13 protein-coding genes and 3 tRNA genes are annotated in these 14,958 nt (G+C 64.8%); 10 read left to right on the top strand and 6 right to left on the bottom strand.

Features of this window, described 5'->3' with window-relative positions; all coding sequences use genetic code 11:
• Window positions 1-49 precede the first annotated feature (49 nt).
• Window positions 50-1,642 (top strand): phosphoglycerate dehydrogenase, encoded by a 1,593-nt coding sequence (gene serA, locus ACSYG9_RS26315; RefSeq protein WP_440125198.1) that lies wholly within the window; start codon window positions 50-52, stop codon window positions 1,640-1,642.
• Window positions 1,643-1,720: 78 nt separating this feature from the next.
• The gene (locus ACSYG9_RS26310) at window positions 1,721-2,731 is read left to right on the top strand and encodes a 3-isopropylmalate dehydrogenase (protein WP_440125197.1); all 1,011 of its coding nucleotides are present in this window, start codon (window positions 1,721-1,723) and stop codon (window positions 2,729-2,731) included.
• 50 nt (window positions 2,732-2,781) lie between these two features.
• On the opposite strand, the gene ACSYG9_RS26305 is transcribed toward ACSYG9_RS26310, so the two are convergent.
• Complete coding sequence (locus ACSYG9_RS26305; protein WP_440125196.1) at window positions 2,782-3,957, bottom strand: MFS transporter; 1,176 nt, start codon at window positions 3,955-3,957, stop codon at window positions 2,782-2,784.
• A 111-nt stretch (window positions 3,958-4,068) separates the two neighbouring features.
• Between ACSYG9_RS26305 and ACSYG9_RS26300 the strand changes: the two genes are divergently transcribed.
• The 5 genes from ACSYG9_RS26300 (at window position 4,069) to ACSYG9_RS26280 (ending at window position 7,028) form a co-directional block, all read left to right on the top strand.
• Window positions 4,069-4,845: a fumarylacetoacetate hydrolase family protein gene (locus tag ACSYG9_RS26300; RefSeq protein WP_440125195.1), complete on the top strand. Its 777-nt coding sequence runs from the start codon at window positions 4,069-4,071 to the stop codon at window positions 4,843-4,845.
• Between the two features lie 83 nt (window positions 4,846-4,928).
• Window positions 4,929-6,401, top strand: a complete 1,473-nt coding sequence (gene gltX, locus ACSYG9_RS26295; protein WP_440125194.1) for a glutamate--tRNA ligase — start codon at window positions 4,929-4,931, stop codon at window positions 6,399-6,401.
• Between the two features lie 232 nt (window positions 6,402-6,633).
• Window positions 6,634-6,705, top strand: a tRNA-Gln gene (locus ACSYG9_RS26290).
• Window positions 6,706-6,790: 85 nt separating this feature from the next.
• Window positions 6,791-6,866: transfer RNA gene (locus ACSYG9_RS26285), tRNA-Glu, on the top strand.
• A gap of 89 nt (window positions 6,867-6,955) precedes the next feature.
• Window positions 6,956-7,028 (top strand) — tRNA-Glu (locus ACSYG9_RS26280).
• A 49-nt stretch (window positions 7,029-7,077) separates the two neighbouring features.
• On the opposite strand, the gene ACSYG9_RS26275 is transcribed toward ACSYG9_RS26280, so the two are convergent.
• The 3 genes from ACSYG9_RS26275 to ACSYG9_RS26265 all read right to left on the bottom strand — a co-directional run bounded on the left by ACSYG9_RS26275 (window position 7,078) and on the right by ACSYG9_RS26265 (window position 8,605).
• Window positions 7,078-7,245, bottom strand: coding sequence for a DUF5302 domain-containing protein (locus ACSYG9_RS26275; protein WP_169686107.1), 168 nt, complete (start codon window positions 7,243-7,245; stop codon window positions 7,078-7,080).
• 70 nt (window positions 7,246-7,315) lie between these two features.
• Entirely contained in the window at window positions 7,316-7,828 is a 513-nt protein-coding gene (locus ACSYG9_RS26270) for a TIGR03618 family F420-dependent PPOX class oxidoreductase (protein WP_440125193.1), read from the bottom strand.
• A 75-nt stretch (window positions 7,829-7,903) separates the two neighbouring features.
• Complete coding sequence (locus tag ACSYG9_RS26265) at window positions 7,904-8,605, bottom strand: IclR family transcriptional regulator domain-containing protein (RefSeq protein ID WP_440125192.1); 702 nt, start codon at window positions 8,603-8,605, stop codon at window positions 7,904-7,906.
• 129 nt (window positions 8,606-8,734) lie between these two features.
• Between ACSYG9_RS26265 and leuC the strand changes: the two genes are divergently transcribed.
• The 3 genes from leuC (at window position 8,735) to ACSYG9_RS26250 (ending at window position 11,666) form a co-directional block, all read left to right on the top strand.
• Window positions 8,735-10,153 carry a 3-isopropylmalate dehydratase large subunit gene (gene leuC / locus ACSYG9_RS26260; RefSeq protein ID WP_440125191.1) on the top strand — a complete coding sequence of 473 codons (1,419 nt, stop codon included), beginning with the start codon at window positions 8,735-8,737 and terminating at the stop codon, window positions 10,151-10,153.
• Window positions 10,154-10,177: 24 nt separating this feature from the next.
• Window positions 10,178-10,774: a 3-isopropylmalate dehydratase small subunit gene (leuD, locus tag ACSYG9_RS26255; protein ID WP_440125190.1), complete on the top strand. Its 597-nt coding sequence runs from the start codon at window positions 10,178-10,180 to the stop codon at window positions 10,772-10,774.
• Window positions 10,775-10,943: 169 nt separating this feature from the next.
• Complete coding sequence (locus tag ACSYG9_RS26250) at window positions 10,944-11,666, top strand: HU family DNA-binding protein (protein WP_440125189.1); 723 nt, start codon at window positions 10,944-10,946, stop codon at window positions 11,664-11,666.
• A 135-nt stretch (window positions 11,667-11,801) separates the two neighbouring features.
• Here the strand turns inward: ACSYG9_RS26250 and ACSYG9_RS26245 are convergent, their stop codons facing one another.
• Both ACSYG9_RS26245 and ACSYG9_RS26240 read right to left on the bottom strand, forming a co-directional pair.
• Entirely contained in the window at window positions 11,802-12,725 is a 924-nt protein-coding gene (locus ACSYG9_RS26245; protein WP_440125188.1) for an NUDIX domain-containing protein, read from the bottom strand.
• Window positions 12,726-12,736: 11 nt separating this feature from the next.
• On the bottom strand, window positions 12,737-14,929 hold the full coding sequence (locus ACSYG9_RS26240; RefSeq protein WP_454840507.1) for an RNA degradosome polyphosphate kinase: 2,193 nt from the start codon (window positions 14,927-14,929) through the stop codon (window positions 12,737-12,739).
• Between the last annotated feature and the right edge of the window lie 29 nt (window positions 14,930-14,958).

The following is a 14,958-nucleotide window of genomic DNA, read 5'->3' as shown; positions in this document are numbered from 1 at the left end:
GCCCGCGCCGTCGACTGTTCACCACATACACGACACAGGGAGTTTGCACGTGAGCCAGAATGGCCGTCCAGTTGTCCTGATCGCCGACAAGCTTGCGCAATCGACCGTCGATGCCCTCGGTGACGGAGTCGAGGTGCGCTGGGTGGACGGCCCGGACCGCCCGGCCCTGTTGGCCGCGGTGCCCGACGCGGACGCATTGCTGGTGCGGTCGGCCACGACCGTCGACGCCGAAGTCCTCGCCGCAGCTCCGAAGCTGAAGATCGTCGGCCGCGCCGGTGTGGGTCTCGACAACGTCGACATCGCTGCCGCCACCGAGCGAGGCGTGATGGTGGTCAACGCTCCCACTTCGAACATCCACTCCGCCGCCGAGCACGCCGTTGCGCTGCTGATGTCGGCTGCACGCCAGGTGCCCGCAGCCGACCGCACGCTGCGTGAGCGCACCTGGAAGCGCTCGAGCTTCAACGGCACCGAGATCCTCGGCAAGACGGTCGGTGTCGTCGGCCTCGGCCGGATCGGTCAGCTCTTCGCGCAACGTCTCGCCGCGTTCGAGACCCACGTCATCGCGTACGACCCCTACCTGCCCGCTGCACGCGCAGCGCAGCTGGGCATCGAACTGGTCGACATCGACGAACTCGTCTCGCGCGCCGACTTCATCTCGGTTCACCTGCCGAAGACGAAAGAAACCGCGGGCCTGATCAACGCGGAGCGTCTCGCCACGGCGAAGGACGGCGTGATCATCGTCAACGCTGCGCGCGGTGGGCTCATCGACGAGGACGCGCTGTACGACGCGCTCACCTCCGGCAAGGTCCGTGCTGCCGGACTCGACGTGTTCAACACGGAGCCCTGCACCGATTCGAAGCTGTTCGACCTCGACAACGTGGTCGTCACCCCGCACCTGGGCGCCTCGACCGCAGAGGCGCAGGATCGCGCCGGCACCGATGTCGCCAAGAGCGTCCTCTTGGCTCTCGCCGGCGAATTCGTCCCCGACGCCGTCAACGTCTCCGGTGGCCCGGTCGGTGAAGAGGTCGCGCCGTGGCTCGAGCTCGTCCGCAAGCTCGGCCTGCTAGCAGGCACCCTCTCGCCCGAGGCCGTGCAGAACGTGCAGGTCGTGGCGAGCGGTGAGCTGTCCGTCGAGAACGTCGAGATCCTCGGTCTGGCTGCGCTCCGCGGCCTGTTCTCGGCCAGCAGCGACGAACCGGTCACCTTCGTCAACGCTCCGCAGCTCGCAGAGCAGCGCGGTGTGAGCATCGAGGTCGAGAGCATCAGCGAGGCCCAGACGCACCGCAGCGCTGTCGAGGTGCGCGCTGTGGCGGCCGACGGTGGCATCACCACCGTCGCGGGCGCGCTTACCGGCCTGCAGCAGGTCGAGAAGATCGTCAACATCAACGGACGCAGCTTCGACCTGCGTGCCGAAGGTCACAATTTCATCGTGCACTACCAGGATCGTCCCGGCGTTCTCGGCACCCTGGGCACCGTTCTCGGCAACGCGGGCATCGACATCCAGGCCGCAGCGCTGAGCCAGGACGCCGAAGGCCCCGGCGCGACGGTGATCCTGCGTGTCGATCGCGTCGTCGCCGACGCCGAGGTCGCGCAGATCGTCGACCAGCTCGAGGCACGTGTGGCGCAGGTCGACCTGTCCTGATCATCGCTTTGCACCGTTCGGTGGCCGCGACCGTCTGGCACGGTCGCGGCCACTGTCGCACAGGAAGAGAGCACAAATATGAAACTTGCGGTCATCCCCGGTGACGGCATCGGTGTCGAGGTCACGGCCGAGGCGCTGAAAGTCCTGAACAAGCTTGTTCCGGACCTCGAGACCACCGAGTACGACCTCGGCGCGCGCCGGTACCACGAGACCGGTGAGCTTCTGCCCGAGGCCGATCTCGCGGCGATCCGTGGGCACGACGCGATCCTGCTCGGCGCGATCGGTGACCCGTCGGTCACCCCCGGGATCCTCGAACGCGGCCTCCTGCTGAACATGCGCTTCGCGCTCGATCACCACGTCAACCTGCGCCCCTCGCGGCTGTACCCGGGGTCGAAGTCCCCGCTTGCTGCAAACCCCGACATCGACTTCGTCGTGGTGCGCGAGGGCACCGAAGGTCCGTACACGGGCAACGGCGGCGCGATCCGCGTCGGTACTCCGCACGAAATCGCGACCGAGGTGTCGATCAACACCTGGTTCGGCGCAGAGCGCGTCGTGCGCTACGCGTTCGAGCTCGCACAGACCCGCCGCAAGCACCTCACACTGATCCACAAGACCAACGTGCTGTCCAATGCCGGCGCGATCTGGACCCGTGCCGTCGAGACCGTCGGCAAGGATTTCCCGGAGGTCGAGACGGCCTACTGCCACATCGACGCGGCGACCATCTACATGGTCGACAACCCGTCTCGGTTCGACGTCATCGTTACCGACAACCTCTTCGGCGACATCATCACCGACCTCGCCGGTGCGGTCACCGGAGGCATCGGCCTGGCCGCCAGCGGCAACATCGATGCCTCGGGGACGAATCCGTCGATGTTCGAACCGGTTCACGGTTCCGCACCGGACATCGCGGGCAAGGGCATTGCCGACCCGACGGCAGCGATTCTGTCCACCGCGCTGCTGCTGCGTCACCTGGGCCGCGACGAGGACGCAGCGCGCGTCGAGGCCGCCGTCGAGGCGGATCTCGCCTCGCGTGGTGATTCGCCGATCGTGACCACGGAGATCGGCGACCGCATCACCGCGGCACTCTGATCACCTGTGCGCGGTTCCGGTAGTGCGTACTACCGGAACCGCGCACGACGTCAGTCCTGCTTGGGCACCACCGGTACCGCTGCCGCAGGGGCGATCGCCGAGAGTGCGAACGCTGCGGGAAAGCCGACCGCGGCGATGAGGGAACCGAACACCGGGCCCACAGCGGCGGCGAAGACGAACTGGCCGGTGTTCTGGATGCCGAGCGCCCGCCCACCCCAATACGGTCCGGCGATCTCGGCGACGGCGGTGAAGGCCAGGCCGTTGGGACTCGACGAGGCGACCGACGCGACGAGCAGCACGGCAACGGCGACGGGGGAGTCCGTGAGGGAGGTCGCCGCGAGCGCCACCATCGACACCGCAGTGATCACCGACACGCTCCTCAGCGGGCCCAACCTGCTCCCGACGCGATCCGACCACGCTCCGGCGACGACCCGGCCGAGCGCGCCGAGGATCTGTGCCGCGGTGATCACCAGTCCGGCACCGGTCTCGTCCCAGCCGCGGTCGACGATCAACCACACCAATGCGTATGTCCACACGACGTATTGGGGAATCACCAACAGGATCGACGCGACGTGGATGCGCGTCAGTGCAGCGCCGGTCCGATACGGATTCACCAACGCTCCGGTGCGCGCGGCCTCGGCCCTGTCGGGACGTGGCGGGTCGACGATCCCGATCGCGCACGCGACGGCAGCGATGCCGCACACGATCGCGGGAAACGCGAGGGCCCAAGAGATTCCGTGATCGCGTGCCAGTTGTGGCATGACGAGCGCGGAGGCTGCAACTCCGAGTGGCACCGACATCTGACGGATGCCCATCGCGAGTCCGCGCTGATGCACCGGAAACCAGCCGACGACCACGCGTCCGCTGGCGGCGTTGGCACTCACGGCGCCGGCGCCGCCGCACGCGAGCAGGACCGCGAGCGCGGCCGGTGACGTGGTGAAGGTCGCACCGGTGATCGCGGTGGCGGTGATCGCCATGCCGGCGGACAGGGCGAGGCGTTCGCCGAAGCGATCGGCAATTGCCCCCCACGCTACGAGGGTGAACATTCCGCCGAACAGCGGTGCGGCGGCAAGGGTCCCCGCTTGCGCCAGGGTGAATCCGGCATCGTCGTGCCAGGTCGGGATGAGAAATGCGGCACCGTTGACCACTGTCGCCTGCGCGGTTTGAGCGAAGACGCCCAGCGCCAGAATCAGCCATCGTCGGTTCCCGATCGTGAGCGTATCCATTGCTTCTCACTATCTGAGATATTAATCCCGTACTTTGAAACGTGAGCGAACTCTATACCCGCGGGGGCTGCGCGTCGATCGGAGGAGTCGGGCGACCGATAGACTCCCCGCATGCGCCTTGGTCGAATCGCTAGTCCGGACGGTGTCGCTTTCGTCAGCATCGAAGGGGAGGGAGACTCCGCGATCGCGAAAGAGATCGCCGAGCACCCGTTCGGTACCCCCACGTTCACCGGCCGGAGCTGGCCGCTCGCGGATGTGCGGCTACTCGCACCGATCCTGGCCAGCAAGGTGATTGCGGTCGGACGCAACTATGCGGCCCACGCGGAGGAGATGGGCAATGATGTCCCCGAGGAACCTGTGATCTTCCTCAAGCCCAACACCTCGATCATCGGACCGGGTGCGCCCATCGTGATTCCGCGGAACACGTCGCTCGTGCACCATGAGGCCGAGCTCGCGGTGGTCATCGGCCGCCCGTGCAAGGACGTCACCGCGGCGAAGGCCCGGGAAGCGATTCTCGGTTACACGGTCGCCAACGACGTCTCCGCCCGCGACCATCAGGCGAAGGACGGCCAATGGACGCGCGCCAAGGGGCACGACACGTTCTGCCCCCTCGGCCCGTGGATCGAAACCGACCTCGACTCGTCCGATCTCGAGATCTCCGCGGAGGTCAACGGTCGGCCTCGGCAACGCAGCCGGACTTCGATGATGGTGCACGACATTCCCGCACTCGTGGCGTGGGTATCTGCGGTCATGACACTGCTGCCGGGCGACGTGATCCTCACGGGCACTCCCGAGGGTGTCGGACCGATCGAAGCGGGCGACACCGTGTCGGTCACGGTCGAGAAGATCGGCACGCTCACCAACCCGGTTGTGGCGAAGGGCGCCTGAGCAGCCGGTCCGGCGTCTCCGCGGCGGTCGTGGGGTCTAGCCTGAGAGGGTCTTGAATCCCGTCCCTCGACCCGAGTGAGCCGATGACCACCAGCGAAGTTCGCGTCCGTTTCTGTCCGTCCCCGACCGGCACCCCGCATGTCGGCCTCGTGCGTACCGCCTTGTTCAACTGGGCTTTCGCGCGGCATCACGGCGGCACATTCGTCTTCCGAATCGAAGACACCGACGCAGCCCGGGACAGCGAGGAGTCCTACCAGGCCATCCTCGACGCGTTGCGCTGGCTCGGTCTCGAATGGGACGAAGGCCCGGAAGTGGGTGGCCCCTACGCCCCGTACCGGCAGTCGCAGCGACGGGATCTGCATCTCGACGTCGTCGCGAAGCTCCTCGCGGCCGGTGAGGCCTACGAGTCGTTCTCGACCCCGGAAGAGGTCGAGGAGCGGCACAAGGCGGCGGGTCGCGATCCCAAGCTGGGATACGACAATTTCGACCGCGACCTGACCGCCGAGCAGAGGCAGGCCTACCTCGACGAGGGGCGCAAGCCGGTCGTGCGGCTCCGGATGCCTGCCGAGGATCTGGCCTGGAACGACCTCGTGCGCGGTGAGACGACGTTCAAAGCGGGTACCGTGCCCGATTTTGCGCTCACCCGAGGAAACGGGATCCCGCTGTACACGCTCGTGAACCCGGTCGACGACGCTCTGATGAAGATCACCCACGTGCTGCGTGGCGAGGATCTGCTCTCCTCCACGCCTCGTCAGCTCGCGCTGTACGCCGCACTGCAGCGCATCGGTGTGGCTGATTTCACGCCGGAGTTCGGGCATCTGCCGTTCGTGATGGGCCAGGGCAACAAGAAGCTGTCCAAGCGCGACCCGGAGTCGAATCTCTTCCTTCACCGGGACCGCGGATTCGTTCCCGAGGGCCTGCTCAACTACCTTGCGCTCCTCGGCTGGGGTCTGGCCGACGACCGTGACGTGTTCTCGCTCGAAGAGATGGTCGCGGCGTTCGACATCTCGAAGGTCAACTCGAATCCGGCCCGCTTCGACCAGAAGAAGGCCGATGCGATCAATGCCGAGCACATCCGGTTGCTCGCGCCCGCCGACTTTGCGACCCGCCTGAAGGCATTCCTTGTCGAGCACGGGCACATCACCGCGGACGTCGACGACAGACTCTTCGCAGTGGCCGCAGACCTCGTCCAGACTCGCATCGTTGTCCTCAGCGATGCGTGGGGCCTGTTGAAGTTCCTGTTCGTCGACGAGGCGGACTTCGAACTGGACGAATCGTCCGCGGCGAAGAACCTCAAAGACGATGCCGCTGCGGTGCTCGACGCGACGATTGCGGCCATCGAGGGCCTCGACGCGTGGACCACCCCCGAGCTCGAGGGTGCGCTCAAGACGACACTGATCGACGATCTCGGCCTCAAGCCGCGGAAGGCGTTCGCGCCCGTCCGTGTCGCCCTGACGGGCTCGCATGTGAGTCCGCCGCTTTACGAGTCGATGGAACTGCTCGGTCGCGAGCGGTCGCTCGGGCGTCTGCGTGCGGCTCGCGCCACTATCGCTTGATCGGTCAGGCCTGACCGGATACGGCCTGATCGGTTCACGCTACGAGGAGGGCGCTCGCCATCACGGTGGGTGCCTTCCTTGCTTGCGTGCCGGGCGACCGGTCTTCGATAACTTAGCGAACTTATGGCTCTGACCAGGCGATTTGTAGTTCTGTACCCCCTTGGTGTTAATCTTCTTCTCGGTTCGGAACGGAGGCCGAGCGCGAACAGCGCAGGCCGAAGGAACAAGCCATTGGGGTATGGTGTAATTGGCAACACAGCTGATTCTGGTTCAGCCATTCTAGGTTCGAGTCCTGGTACCCCAGCTGCGATGCGGTGATTTGCTATCGTATCTCGGCCGGTTTAGGCTGGCTGAGCTTCCTCCAGGAAGCGCAAACAGAAGAAGATCCTGGCCCCGTCGTCTAGCGGCCTAGGACGCCGCCCTCTCACGGCGGTAGCGTGGGTTCGAATCCCATCGGGGCTACCATGGATCTCCTCCGACCTCCGGGTCGGAGGGATTCTTCTTCTGTAGGGTTCGATTGCCGGACACGGTCGATCGAGTCCGGGTAAGTTCTCGGCCCCGTCGTCTAGCGGCCTAGGACGCCGCCCTCTCACGGCGGTAGCGTGGGTTCGAATCCCATCGGGGCTACAACGAAGAAGACCCTCCGGATTCCCGGAGGGTCTTCTTTCATGTTCCATCACCCACTCTTGCGCCGGAACTGCCGATGATGATCGGCGTTCGCGTGCGGGCCGTGCGCCTTCGACGTCGCGTCGAGGTGTGCGGTACCGCCGTTCTTGTTCTGCTTCTTGCGCTCGAGTGCCGCGAGGAACTCTGCCCTGATGCGTTCTTTTGCCGGGTCGGTCATTGTTGTCCTACCTCCCTCCTGATGGCGAATGTAGCGCGACGGGAGCGGACTTGTCGCGTGAATATTGCCGTCAGCGACCGGCGTGAGGAAGATGCGCGGCAGTCGTGCCACCGAGGGGAACAGCAGGCATTCCGAGCTTGCGGTGGTCCCAGGACCGAACGCGTTGCGGTACCACCCGTACCACCACCCTCTTGTACATCATCTGTTCGACGGCTTGGCGCATCGCGTCGGTGTACGGGCCGGTGTAGCGCTCCCAGACATCTCGGCAGACGTCGAACAGCACGTCGTGGTCCTCGACGATCTGGGCGCGACCTTCGATCGAAACGCCGCGTAATTGGTCGTAGGTGTCGCCGGCTTCGACGAGTGCGGTGATGCGATCGTCGCGACGAAGATTTACGACCTTCTGCGATTTCGCCTTCGTCTCGAACCAGATTTCGCCGCCACGCACGGCGTACCACATGGCCACCAGATGCGGTGCGCCGTGCGGGCCCAGCGACGCCAGTGTGGCAATACGGCTCTGGTGTAGGAAGTCGTTTATTTCCGGTTCTGTCATCGCGATCTCTGCGCGGCGATTCGTTCCCATGCGCAGAACTGTGGCACACCCCGCCGGGGTGTGCCACCAACGCATCCAGCGTTGCGGCGACGCGAAACCCGCGGATTACAAACGCTTGTGCAGTGCCTCTGCGGCGGCGAGAAGGTCGGCGGCCCAGCGGGCTCCCGGCCGACGTCCCATTCTGTCGATCGGGCCGGAGACCGAGATCGCTGCCACCACTGTGCCATTGCCGTCACGTACCGGCGCAGCCACGGACGCCACGCCCGGCTCGCGTTCGGCTGCACTCTGCGCCCACCCCCGCCGACGGACCTCGGAGAGCACGCGTTCCCCGAATGCGGCATCGGGGAGGAGGGTGCGCTGGGTAGCCGTATCGGCCCATGCAAGCAGAACTTTGGCACCCGATCCGGCCGTCATGGGCAGACGCGCGCCGACGAGAACGCTGTCGCGTAGACCGGTCGGAGGCTCGAGCGCGGCGATACAGATGCGTTGGGTGCCGTCCCGGCGGTACAGCTGCACGCTCTCTCCCGTGATCTCGCGAAGGCGGGGGAGCACCAAGGAGGCCGCTTCGAGGAGCGTATCGCCCGCGCCCGCAGACAGTTCGGCCAGTCCGGGCCCCGGTCGCCATTGGCCGTCGCCGTCACGCATGAGCAGGCGATGGACCTCGAGCCCGACCGCGAGGCGGTGGGCAGTTGCGCGCGGTAGACCCGTGCGCGCACACAGCTCATTGAGGTTGCATGGCTGCTCTGCCACCGCATGGAGCACCGCCATAGCTTTGTCCAGCACACCGATCCCGCTATGCTGTCTCATAGGTCGATACATCCGTCTCGCATAGTGGGAAGCATAGCGCATCCGATTCGAGGCGGATACGGCACCAGGCGCGACTCGGGCAGCCCCGAGATCCGGGTTCGCGTACGGCACGTACGACAGGTGGAGAAGATGGCTGGAAAGACTCTGGCAGAGAAGGTGTGGGACCAGCACGTGGTTGTGCGCGGTGAAGGGGAGGGATCGGCGCGTAGGCCCGACCTGATCTACATCGACCTGCATCTCGTACACGAGGTCACGAGCCCGCAGGCGTTCGACGGTCTGCGGCTGGCCGGACGAGGCGTGCGTCGTCTCGATCTGACGATTGCGACCGAAGACCACAACGTCCCGACGATCGACATCGACAAGCCGATTGCTGATCCGGTGTCACGCACGCAGGTCGAGACGCTTCGCCGAAACTGTGAAGAGTTCGGCGTGCGTTTGCATCCCATGGGCGACCTCGAGCAGGGCATCGTCCACGTGGTCGGACCTCAACTCGGACTGACCCAGCCCGGCATGACGGTGGTGTGCGGCGACAGCCACACCGCCACCCACGGTGCGTTCGGCGCGATCGCGATGGGCATCGGTACCAGCGAGGTCGAACATGTTCTGGCGACACAGACGTTGTCGCTGCGCCCGTTCAAGACGATGGCGATCAACGTCGATGGCGAACTGCCACCCGGCGTCACGAGTAAAGACCTGATTCTCGCGATCATCGCTCAGATCGGCACCGGCGGTGGACAAGGTTATGTGCTCGAGTATCGGGGCGAGGCGATCCGCAAGCTTTCGATGGAATCTCGGATGACGATCTGCAACATGTCGATCGAGGCGGGTGCCCGCGCAGGAATGATTGCACCCGACGGCATCACCTACGAATTCCTCCAGGGGCGTCCGCACGCACCGCAAGGTGCCGACTGGGACGCTGCGGTGGCCGAGTGGGAGCAGTTGAAGACGGACGAGGACGCCGTTTTCGACGCCGAGGTCCACATCGATGCCAGCGCATTGACCCCGTTCGTCACGTGGGGAACCAATCCGGGGCAGGGGCTTCCGCTCGGCGGAGCGGTGCCGATTCCGGATGAGATCGCCGACGAGACGGAACGCCTGGCAGCCGAGAAGGCAGTGCGCTACATGGACCTCGAGCCGGGGATGCCTCTGCGCGAGATCAAGATCGACACAGTCTTCGTCGGATCGTGCACCAACGGCCGTATCGAAGACTTGCGGGCGGTTGCGGACGTTCTGAAGGGCCGCAAGGTCGCTGAGGGTGTTCGGATGCTCGTCGTACCCGGATCGATGCGTGTTCGTGCTCAGGCCGAGTCCGAAGGTCTCGGTGAGATCTTCGTTGCGGCAGGCGCGGAATGGCGTCAGGCCGGTTGCTCGATGTGCCTGGGAATGAACCCTGACCAGCTTGCGCCTGGCGAGCGCTCCGCATCCACGTCGAACCGCAATTTCGAAGGCCGCCAGGGCAAAGGTGGGCGAACGCACCTCGTGTCCCCGGCTGTGGCAGCCGCCACTGCCGTTCGCGGCACACTGTCCGCCCCGGCGGATCTGGACTAGAGCACGGGACGAGGAGAGAATTCGATGAAAGCCTTCACCACCGTAAAAGGCATCGGCGTTCCGCTACGCCGATCCAATGTCGACACCGATCAGATCATCCCTGCGGTGTATCTGAAACGGGTCACCCGCACGGGATTCGAGGACGGACTGTTCGCCGGATGGCGCACCGATCCGGCGTTCGTCCTCAACACGCCACCGTTCGACCGCGGAAGTGTTCTCGTGGCAGGCCCGGATTTCGGAACGGGATCTTCTCGGGAGCATGCCGTCTGGGCCCTGTCCGATTATGGGTTCCGGGTGGTGATCTCGCCGCGTTTCGCCGATATCTTCCGCGGCAACGCCGGAAAGGCCGGATTGCTCGCCGCTCAGGTGAGCCAGGACGATGTCGAATTGCTCTGGAAACTCATCGAACAGCAGCCGGGTCTCGAACTCGAGGTGAGTCTGGAGAACAGGACTGTGACCGCTGGAACAACCGTGGTGCCGTTTACCATTGACGACTACACGCGGTGGCGTCTGATGGAAGGTCTTGACGACATCGGCCTGACATTGCGCCAGGTAGAAGCGATTTCCGAGTACGAGAAGGCAAGGCCTTCTTGGAAACCGCGCACCATCTCAGCGCCCTGATCGAAGGCTTTCGACGCCGCATCACGAGCCCGAGCCGAACCGTTGTTCGGCTCGGGCCTGCCGTGTATTTGCATGAGAATTGGCGTGGCACATAGACTCTTGACCGTTTGCGGGGCTACCGTGGACTCGAGTCGGTCTGACGGTGGACCGTGATATGCGGAGGAAATCAATGAACAAGGCAGAATTGATCGATGTTCTGACCGAGAAGCTCGGTTCGGACAGGCGCACCGCGACGGACGCTGTCGAGCACATCGTCGACGCGATCGTTCGCGCCGTGCATGCCGGCAACAGCGTCACCATCACCGGTTTCGGTGTCTTCGAGCAGCGTCGTCGCGCGGCTCGTGTTGCTCGCAACCCGCGGACGGGTGAGACCGTCAAGGTCAAGCCGACGTCGGTTCCGGCGTTCCGTCCGGGTGCTCAGTTCAAGGCGGTCATTGCCGGGACGCAGAAGCTTCCGGCGAGTGGTCCGGCAGTCAAGCGTGGTGCCGCTGCTGCAGTGAAGAAGGCCGCTGCGGCGAAGAAGGCTGCCAAGAAGACCACGGCGGCCAAGAAGACCACGGCGGCCAAGAAGACCACGGCGGCAGCGAAGAAGACCACCGCGGCCAAGACCACTGCGGCCAAGACCACTGCGGCCAAGAAGGCTCCGGCCAAGACCACGGCGGCAGCGAAGAAGACCACCGCGGCCAAGAAGGCTCCGGCCAAGACCACGGCGGCAGCGAAGAAGACCACCGCGGCCAAGAAGGCTCCGGCCAAGACCACGGCGGCAGCGAAGAAGACCACCGCGGCCAAGAAGGCTCCGGCCAAGACCACGGCGGCAGCAAAGAAGACCACCGCGGCCAAGAAGGCTCCGGCCAAGAAGACCACGGCGCGCAAGGCCGCAGGCAAGAAGTAGGCCTGTCCGGTATCTGATCGGCCCGTACACTGTGGGCCGAGCACTCCGGCGGCTATCGGAAGTTCCGATAGCCGCCGGAGGTGTATCCGGCGGAAGTCGATCATCGGGATTCGCGCCGGCGAATTCCAGTAGCGCTCAGGGGCGATCGGATGCGAATGGAGTGTCCAGGTATTCGGCTGCAACGAGCTTCCCGTCGTGGAACGACAGGACCCACGTGCTTGCCTTACGGGTACGTCCCTCGGGGAGATCGAATCCCGACTGTTCCGACCACCACTGGAGCAGGCCCGGAATTACACCGCCCTGGCTGCACAGGACGAGTACCCTCCCGTTCTCGATGACGTCCGCAATCCGTTTGTGAGCGAGCGAGGGATCGGCTGCGTAGTCCTCCTCCGAGAGCATCGGCTCCAGAGCGATATCGAGGTCGAGGTGATCAGCGAGCGGCTCGATGGTTTCGATGCACCGCGTGCGGTCTGCGGAGAAGACGACGTCGGCGCCGAACGCGGACAGCTGGGGTACAAGTGCCGCGGCCTGTCTCAGACCCTTCTCCTCGAGCGGGCGGGACCGGTCGTCACCCTCGTAGTCCTTACGACTACCCGCCTTGGCGTGGCGCACCAAGAGCACTGTCCGAGTATCGGGAGGCAACTCCAGGAACCGGCGCAATACAGTGTGATCCATCGAGTACGACAGCTCGTCGAAGGCGATATCGGGCGAAACCCATCGGAGTATGTCCACTTCGTCGTTCGGGACGAACTCGCCCGAGGTACACCGCGCGGTCCAGTAATCGACCTGCTTGCGCTGATCCGTACCGGGCATCGGATAGGTGACTCGTCCGAGGCCACGTCCGAGCTCGGCCCGGAATCCGGTCTCCTCCTCGGTTTCCCTCAGCGCCGCAATGATCGCTGTCTCCCCGGGGTCGAGTTTGCCCTTCGGGAGAGTCCAGTCGTCGTACCTCGGCCGGTGGACCATGGCCAACTCCACGCCGCTCGCGCTGGGTCTCCAGAGCAGCGTCCCTGCCGCGAAAATGTCCGTGGGTGACGATTTGTCCGATGCCTTGGTCACCTGTCCTCCATTCACGAGGTGCGAATTCTCATGAGCTCGACCTGATGGTCGCGCGCGGCAGTTCCCCGCGCTGGGCTCGCGGACCAGACACCATCGGATTCCAAAGTCCAGCATCGAGTTGCAGGATCCAGCGCCGAGTCGAAGATCTGACCCAGCTGCAAGCACAGCTGGGGATCCTTCACCTGGACCATGACTTCGACGCGACGGTCGAGATTGCGGTGCATCATGTCGGCGCTGCCGATCCAGAACTCGTTGCTGCCACGGAAATGAAGGATGCGGGAGTGTTCGAGGAATCGTCCCAGAATGGAGCGCACGGTGATGTTCTCGCTCAGCCCCGGTACCCCCGGCTGAAGCGCGCAGATACCGCGAACGACGATCTCCACGGAGACGCCGGCACGTGAAGCGCGGTACAGCGCGTCGATGACCTGTTCGTCGACGAGCGCGTTGGCCTTGAGGCGGATTCCGGTGGGCTTGCCTGTCGCGTGATGCTCGATCTCGCGCTCGATGCGCTCGATGATGCCCTTCCGAACGCCGTGCGGAGCAACGAGAAGGTTGCGGTACCGCGCCTTTCGGGAGTACCCGGTGAGCGTATTGAACAGATCGGTCAGGTCGGAACCGATCTCGGGTGAGCATGTGAGAAGACCCACATCCTCGTACAGACGAGCAGTTTTCGGATTGTAATTGCCCGTGCCGATGTGGCAGTAGCGCCGGATCGTCGACCCCTCGCGGCGCACCACGAGCGAGGTCTTGCAGTGTGTCTTGAGCCCCACCAGCCCGTACACCACGTGCACGCCCGCCTGCTCGAGCTTGCGAGCCCACTGGATGTTCGCCTGCTCGTCGAACCTCGCTTTGATCTCGACGAGCGCGACGACCTGCTTGCCTGCCTCCGCAGCGGCGATGAGTGCGTTGACGATGGGGGAGTCGCCGGAAGTGCGATACAACGTCTGCTTGATGGCCAGCACCTGGCTGTCGGCAGCCGCCTGTTCGATGAAGCGTTGCACGCTCGTCGAGAACGACTCGTACGGATGATGAACGAGCACGTCGCCCTCACGCAGTGTCGAGAACACGCTCTTCGGGGTTTCGCGTTCGCCGAAGGCCGGGTGGGTCGCGGGCACGAACGGAGCATCCTTGAGATCCGGGCGGTCCACGGCGTGCACCTGCCAGAGACTGGACAGATCGAGCAGCCCCGGCAGTTGCACCACATCGGACGGATCCACATCGAGCTCTCGCAGCAGCAATTCGAGCATGTGCTCGGTCATGTCGTCGGAGACCTCGAGGCGCACGGGAGACCCGAAGCGCCGACGCGCGAGTTCACGTTCGAGGGCCTGCAGCAGATCTTCGTCGCGATCCTCCTCGACATCGAAATCCGCGTTACGGGTGACTCGGAAGGCATGGTGCTCGACGACCTCCATCCCGGGGAACAGAACGTCGAGGTGCGCAGCGATCAGTTCTTCGAGAGGGAGGAAGGCCGGAATCCGCTGTGTCGCGTCGACCTGGTCGACCCGGACATAGCGGTCGACGTTGTCGGGGACCTTCACGCGTGCGAAATGCTCGCCCGCTGAATTCAGGTCTTTCACAGTGACAGCAAGATTCAAGCTCAACCCACTGATATACGGGAACGGGTGGGCTGGGTCCACGGCGAGCGGAGTCAGGACGGGAAAGATCTGCTCGGCGAAATATCGTGTCAACCGTGTCTTCTGGGGCTCGTCGAGATCCGACCAACGGATGATCGAGATGCCTTCGGTGGCAAGGGCGGGAAGCACCGATTCGAGGAAGACCTGGGCCTGGCGGCCGGCGAGCTCCTGTGTGCTGGACGCGATCAATGCGAGTTGTGCCCGCGGCGACAGGCCGTCGGCGGAGCGTACCGACAGACCTGTTTCCGCGCGCCGTTTTAGGCCTGCGACACGCACCATGTAGAACTCGTCGAGATTGGACGCGAAGATCGCCAGGAACTTCGCTCGCTCGAGAAGCGGTATCGACTTGTCCTCGGCGAGTGCGAGTACGCGCGCATTGAAATCGAGCCAGCTCAGTTCGCGGTTGAGGTATCGGTCGGCCGGGAGCCCCTCCGTGCCGAGGGTGCGATGTTCGGCTGCGGCGGGCGGGGCAGCGGGTGTAGCGGTGCCTCGCACTGATCGGGAAACGGCGCGGGCAGGGACTGCATCTTCGAATCCGACATTCGAGTCGGTGGTATCGCCGTGGGTCACTACCTCATTGTTGCAGGAACATCGTGGAT

Source organism: Rhodococcus sp. SJ-2 (assembly GCF_053750035.1).
Note: the sequence above shows the minus strand (reverse complement) of the source record. Positions and strands in the feature narration are given on the sequence as shown.

Bases quoted from the DNA above. Each gene is read 5' to 3' on its own strand.
- ACSYG9_RS26310 (WP_440125197.1), top strand. From the start codon at position 1,721: ATGAAACTTGCGGTCATCCCCGGTGACGGCATCGGTGTCGAGGTCACG.
- ACSYG9_RS26305 (WP_440125196.1), bottom strand. From the start codon at position 3,957: ATGGATACGCTCACGATCGGGAACCGACGATGGCTGATTCTGGCGCTG.
- ACSYG9_RS26300 (WP_440125195.1), top strand. From the start codon at position 4,069: ATGCGCCTTGGTCGAATCGCTAGTCCGGACGGTGTCGCTTTCGTCAGC.
- gltX (WP_440125194.1), top strand. From the start codon at position 4,929: ATGACCACCAGCGAAGTTCGCGTCCGTTTCTGTCCGTCCCCGACCGGC.
- ACSYG9_RS26275 (WP_169686107.1), bottom strand. From the start codon at position 7,245: ATGACCGACCCGGCAAAAGAACGCATCAGGGCAGAGTTCCTCGCGGCA.
- ACSYG9_RS26270 (WP_440125193.1), bottom strand. From the start codon at position 7,828: ATGGGAACGAATCGCCGCGCAGAGATCGCGATGACAGAACCGGAAATA.
- ACSYG9_RS26265 (WP_440125192.1), bottom strand. From the start codon at position 8,605: ATGAGACAGCATAGCGGGATCGGTGTGCTGGACAAAGCTATGGCGGTG.
- leuC (WP_440125191.1), top strand. From the start codon at position 8,735: ATGGCTGGAAAGACTCTGGCAGAGAAGGTGTGGGACCAGCACGTGGTT.
- leuD (WP_440125190.1), top strand. From the start codon at position 10,178: ATGAAAGCCTTCACCACCGTAAAAGGCATCGGCGTTCCGCTACGCCGA.
- ACSYG9_RS26250 (WP_440125189.1), top strand. From the start codon at position 10,944: ATGAACAAGGCAGAATTGATCGATGTTCTGACCGAGAAGCTCGGTTCG.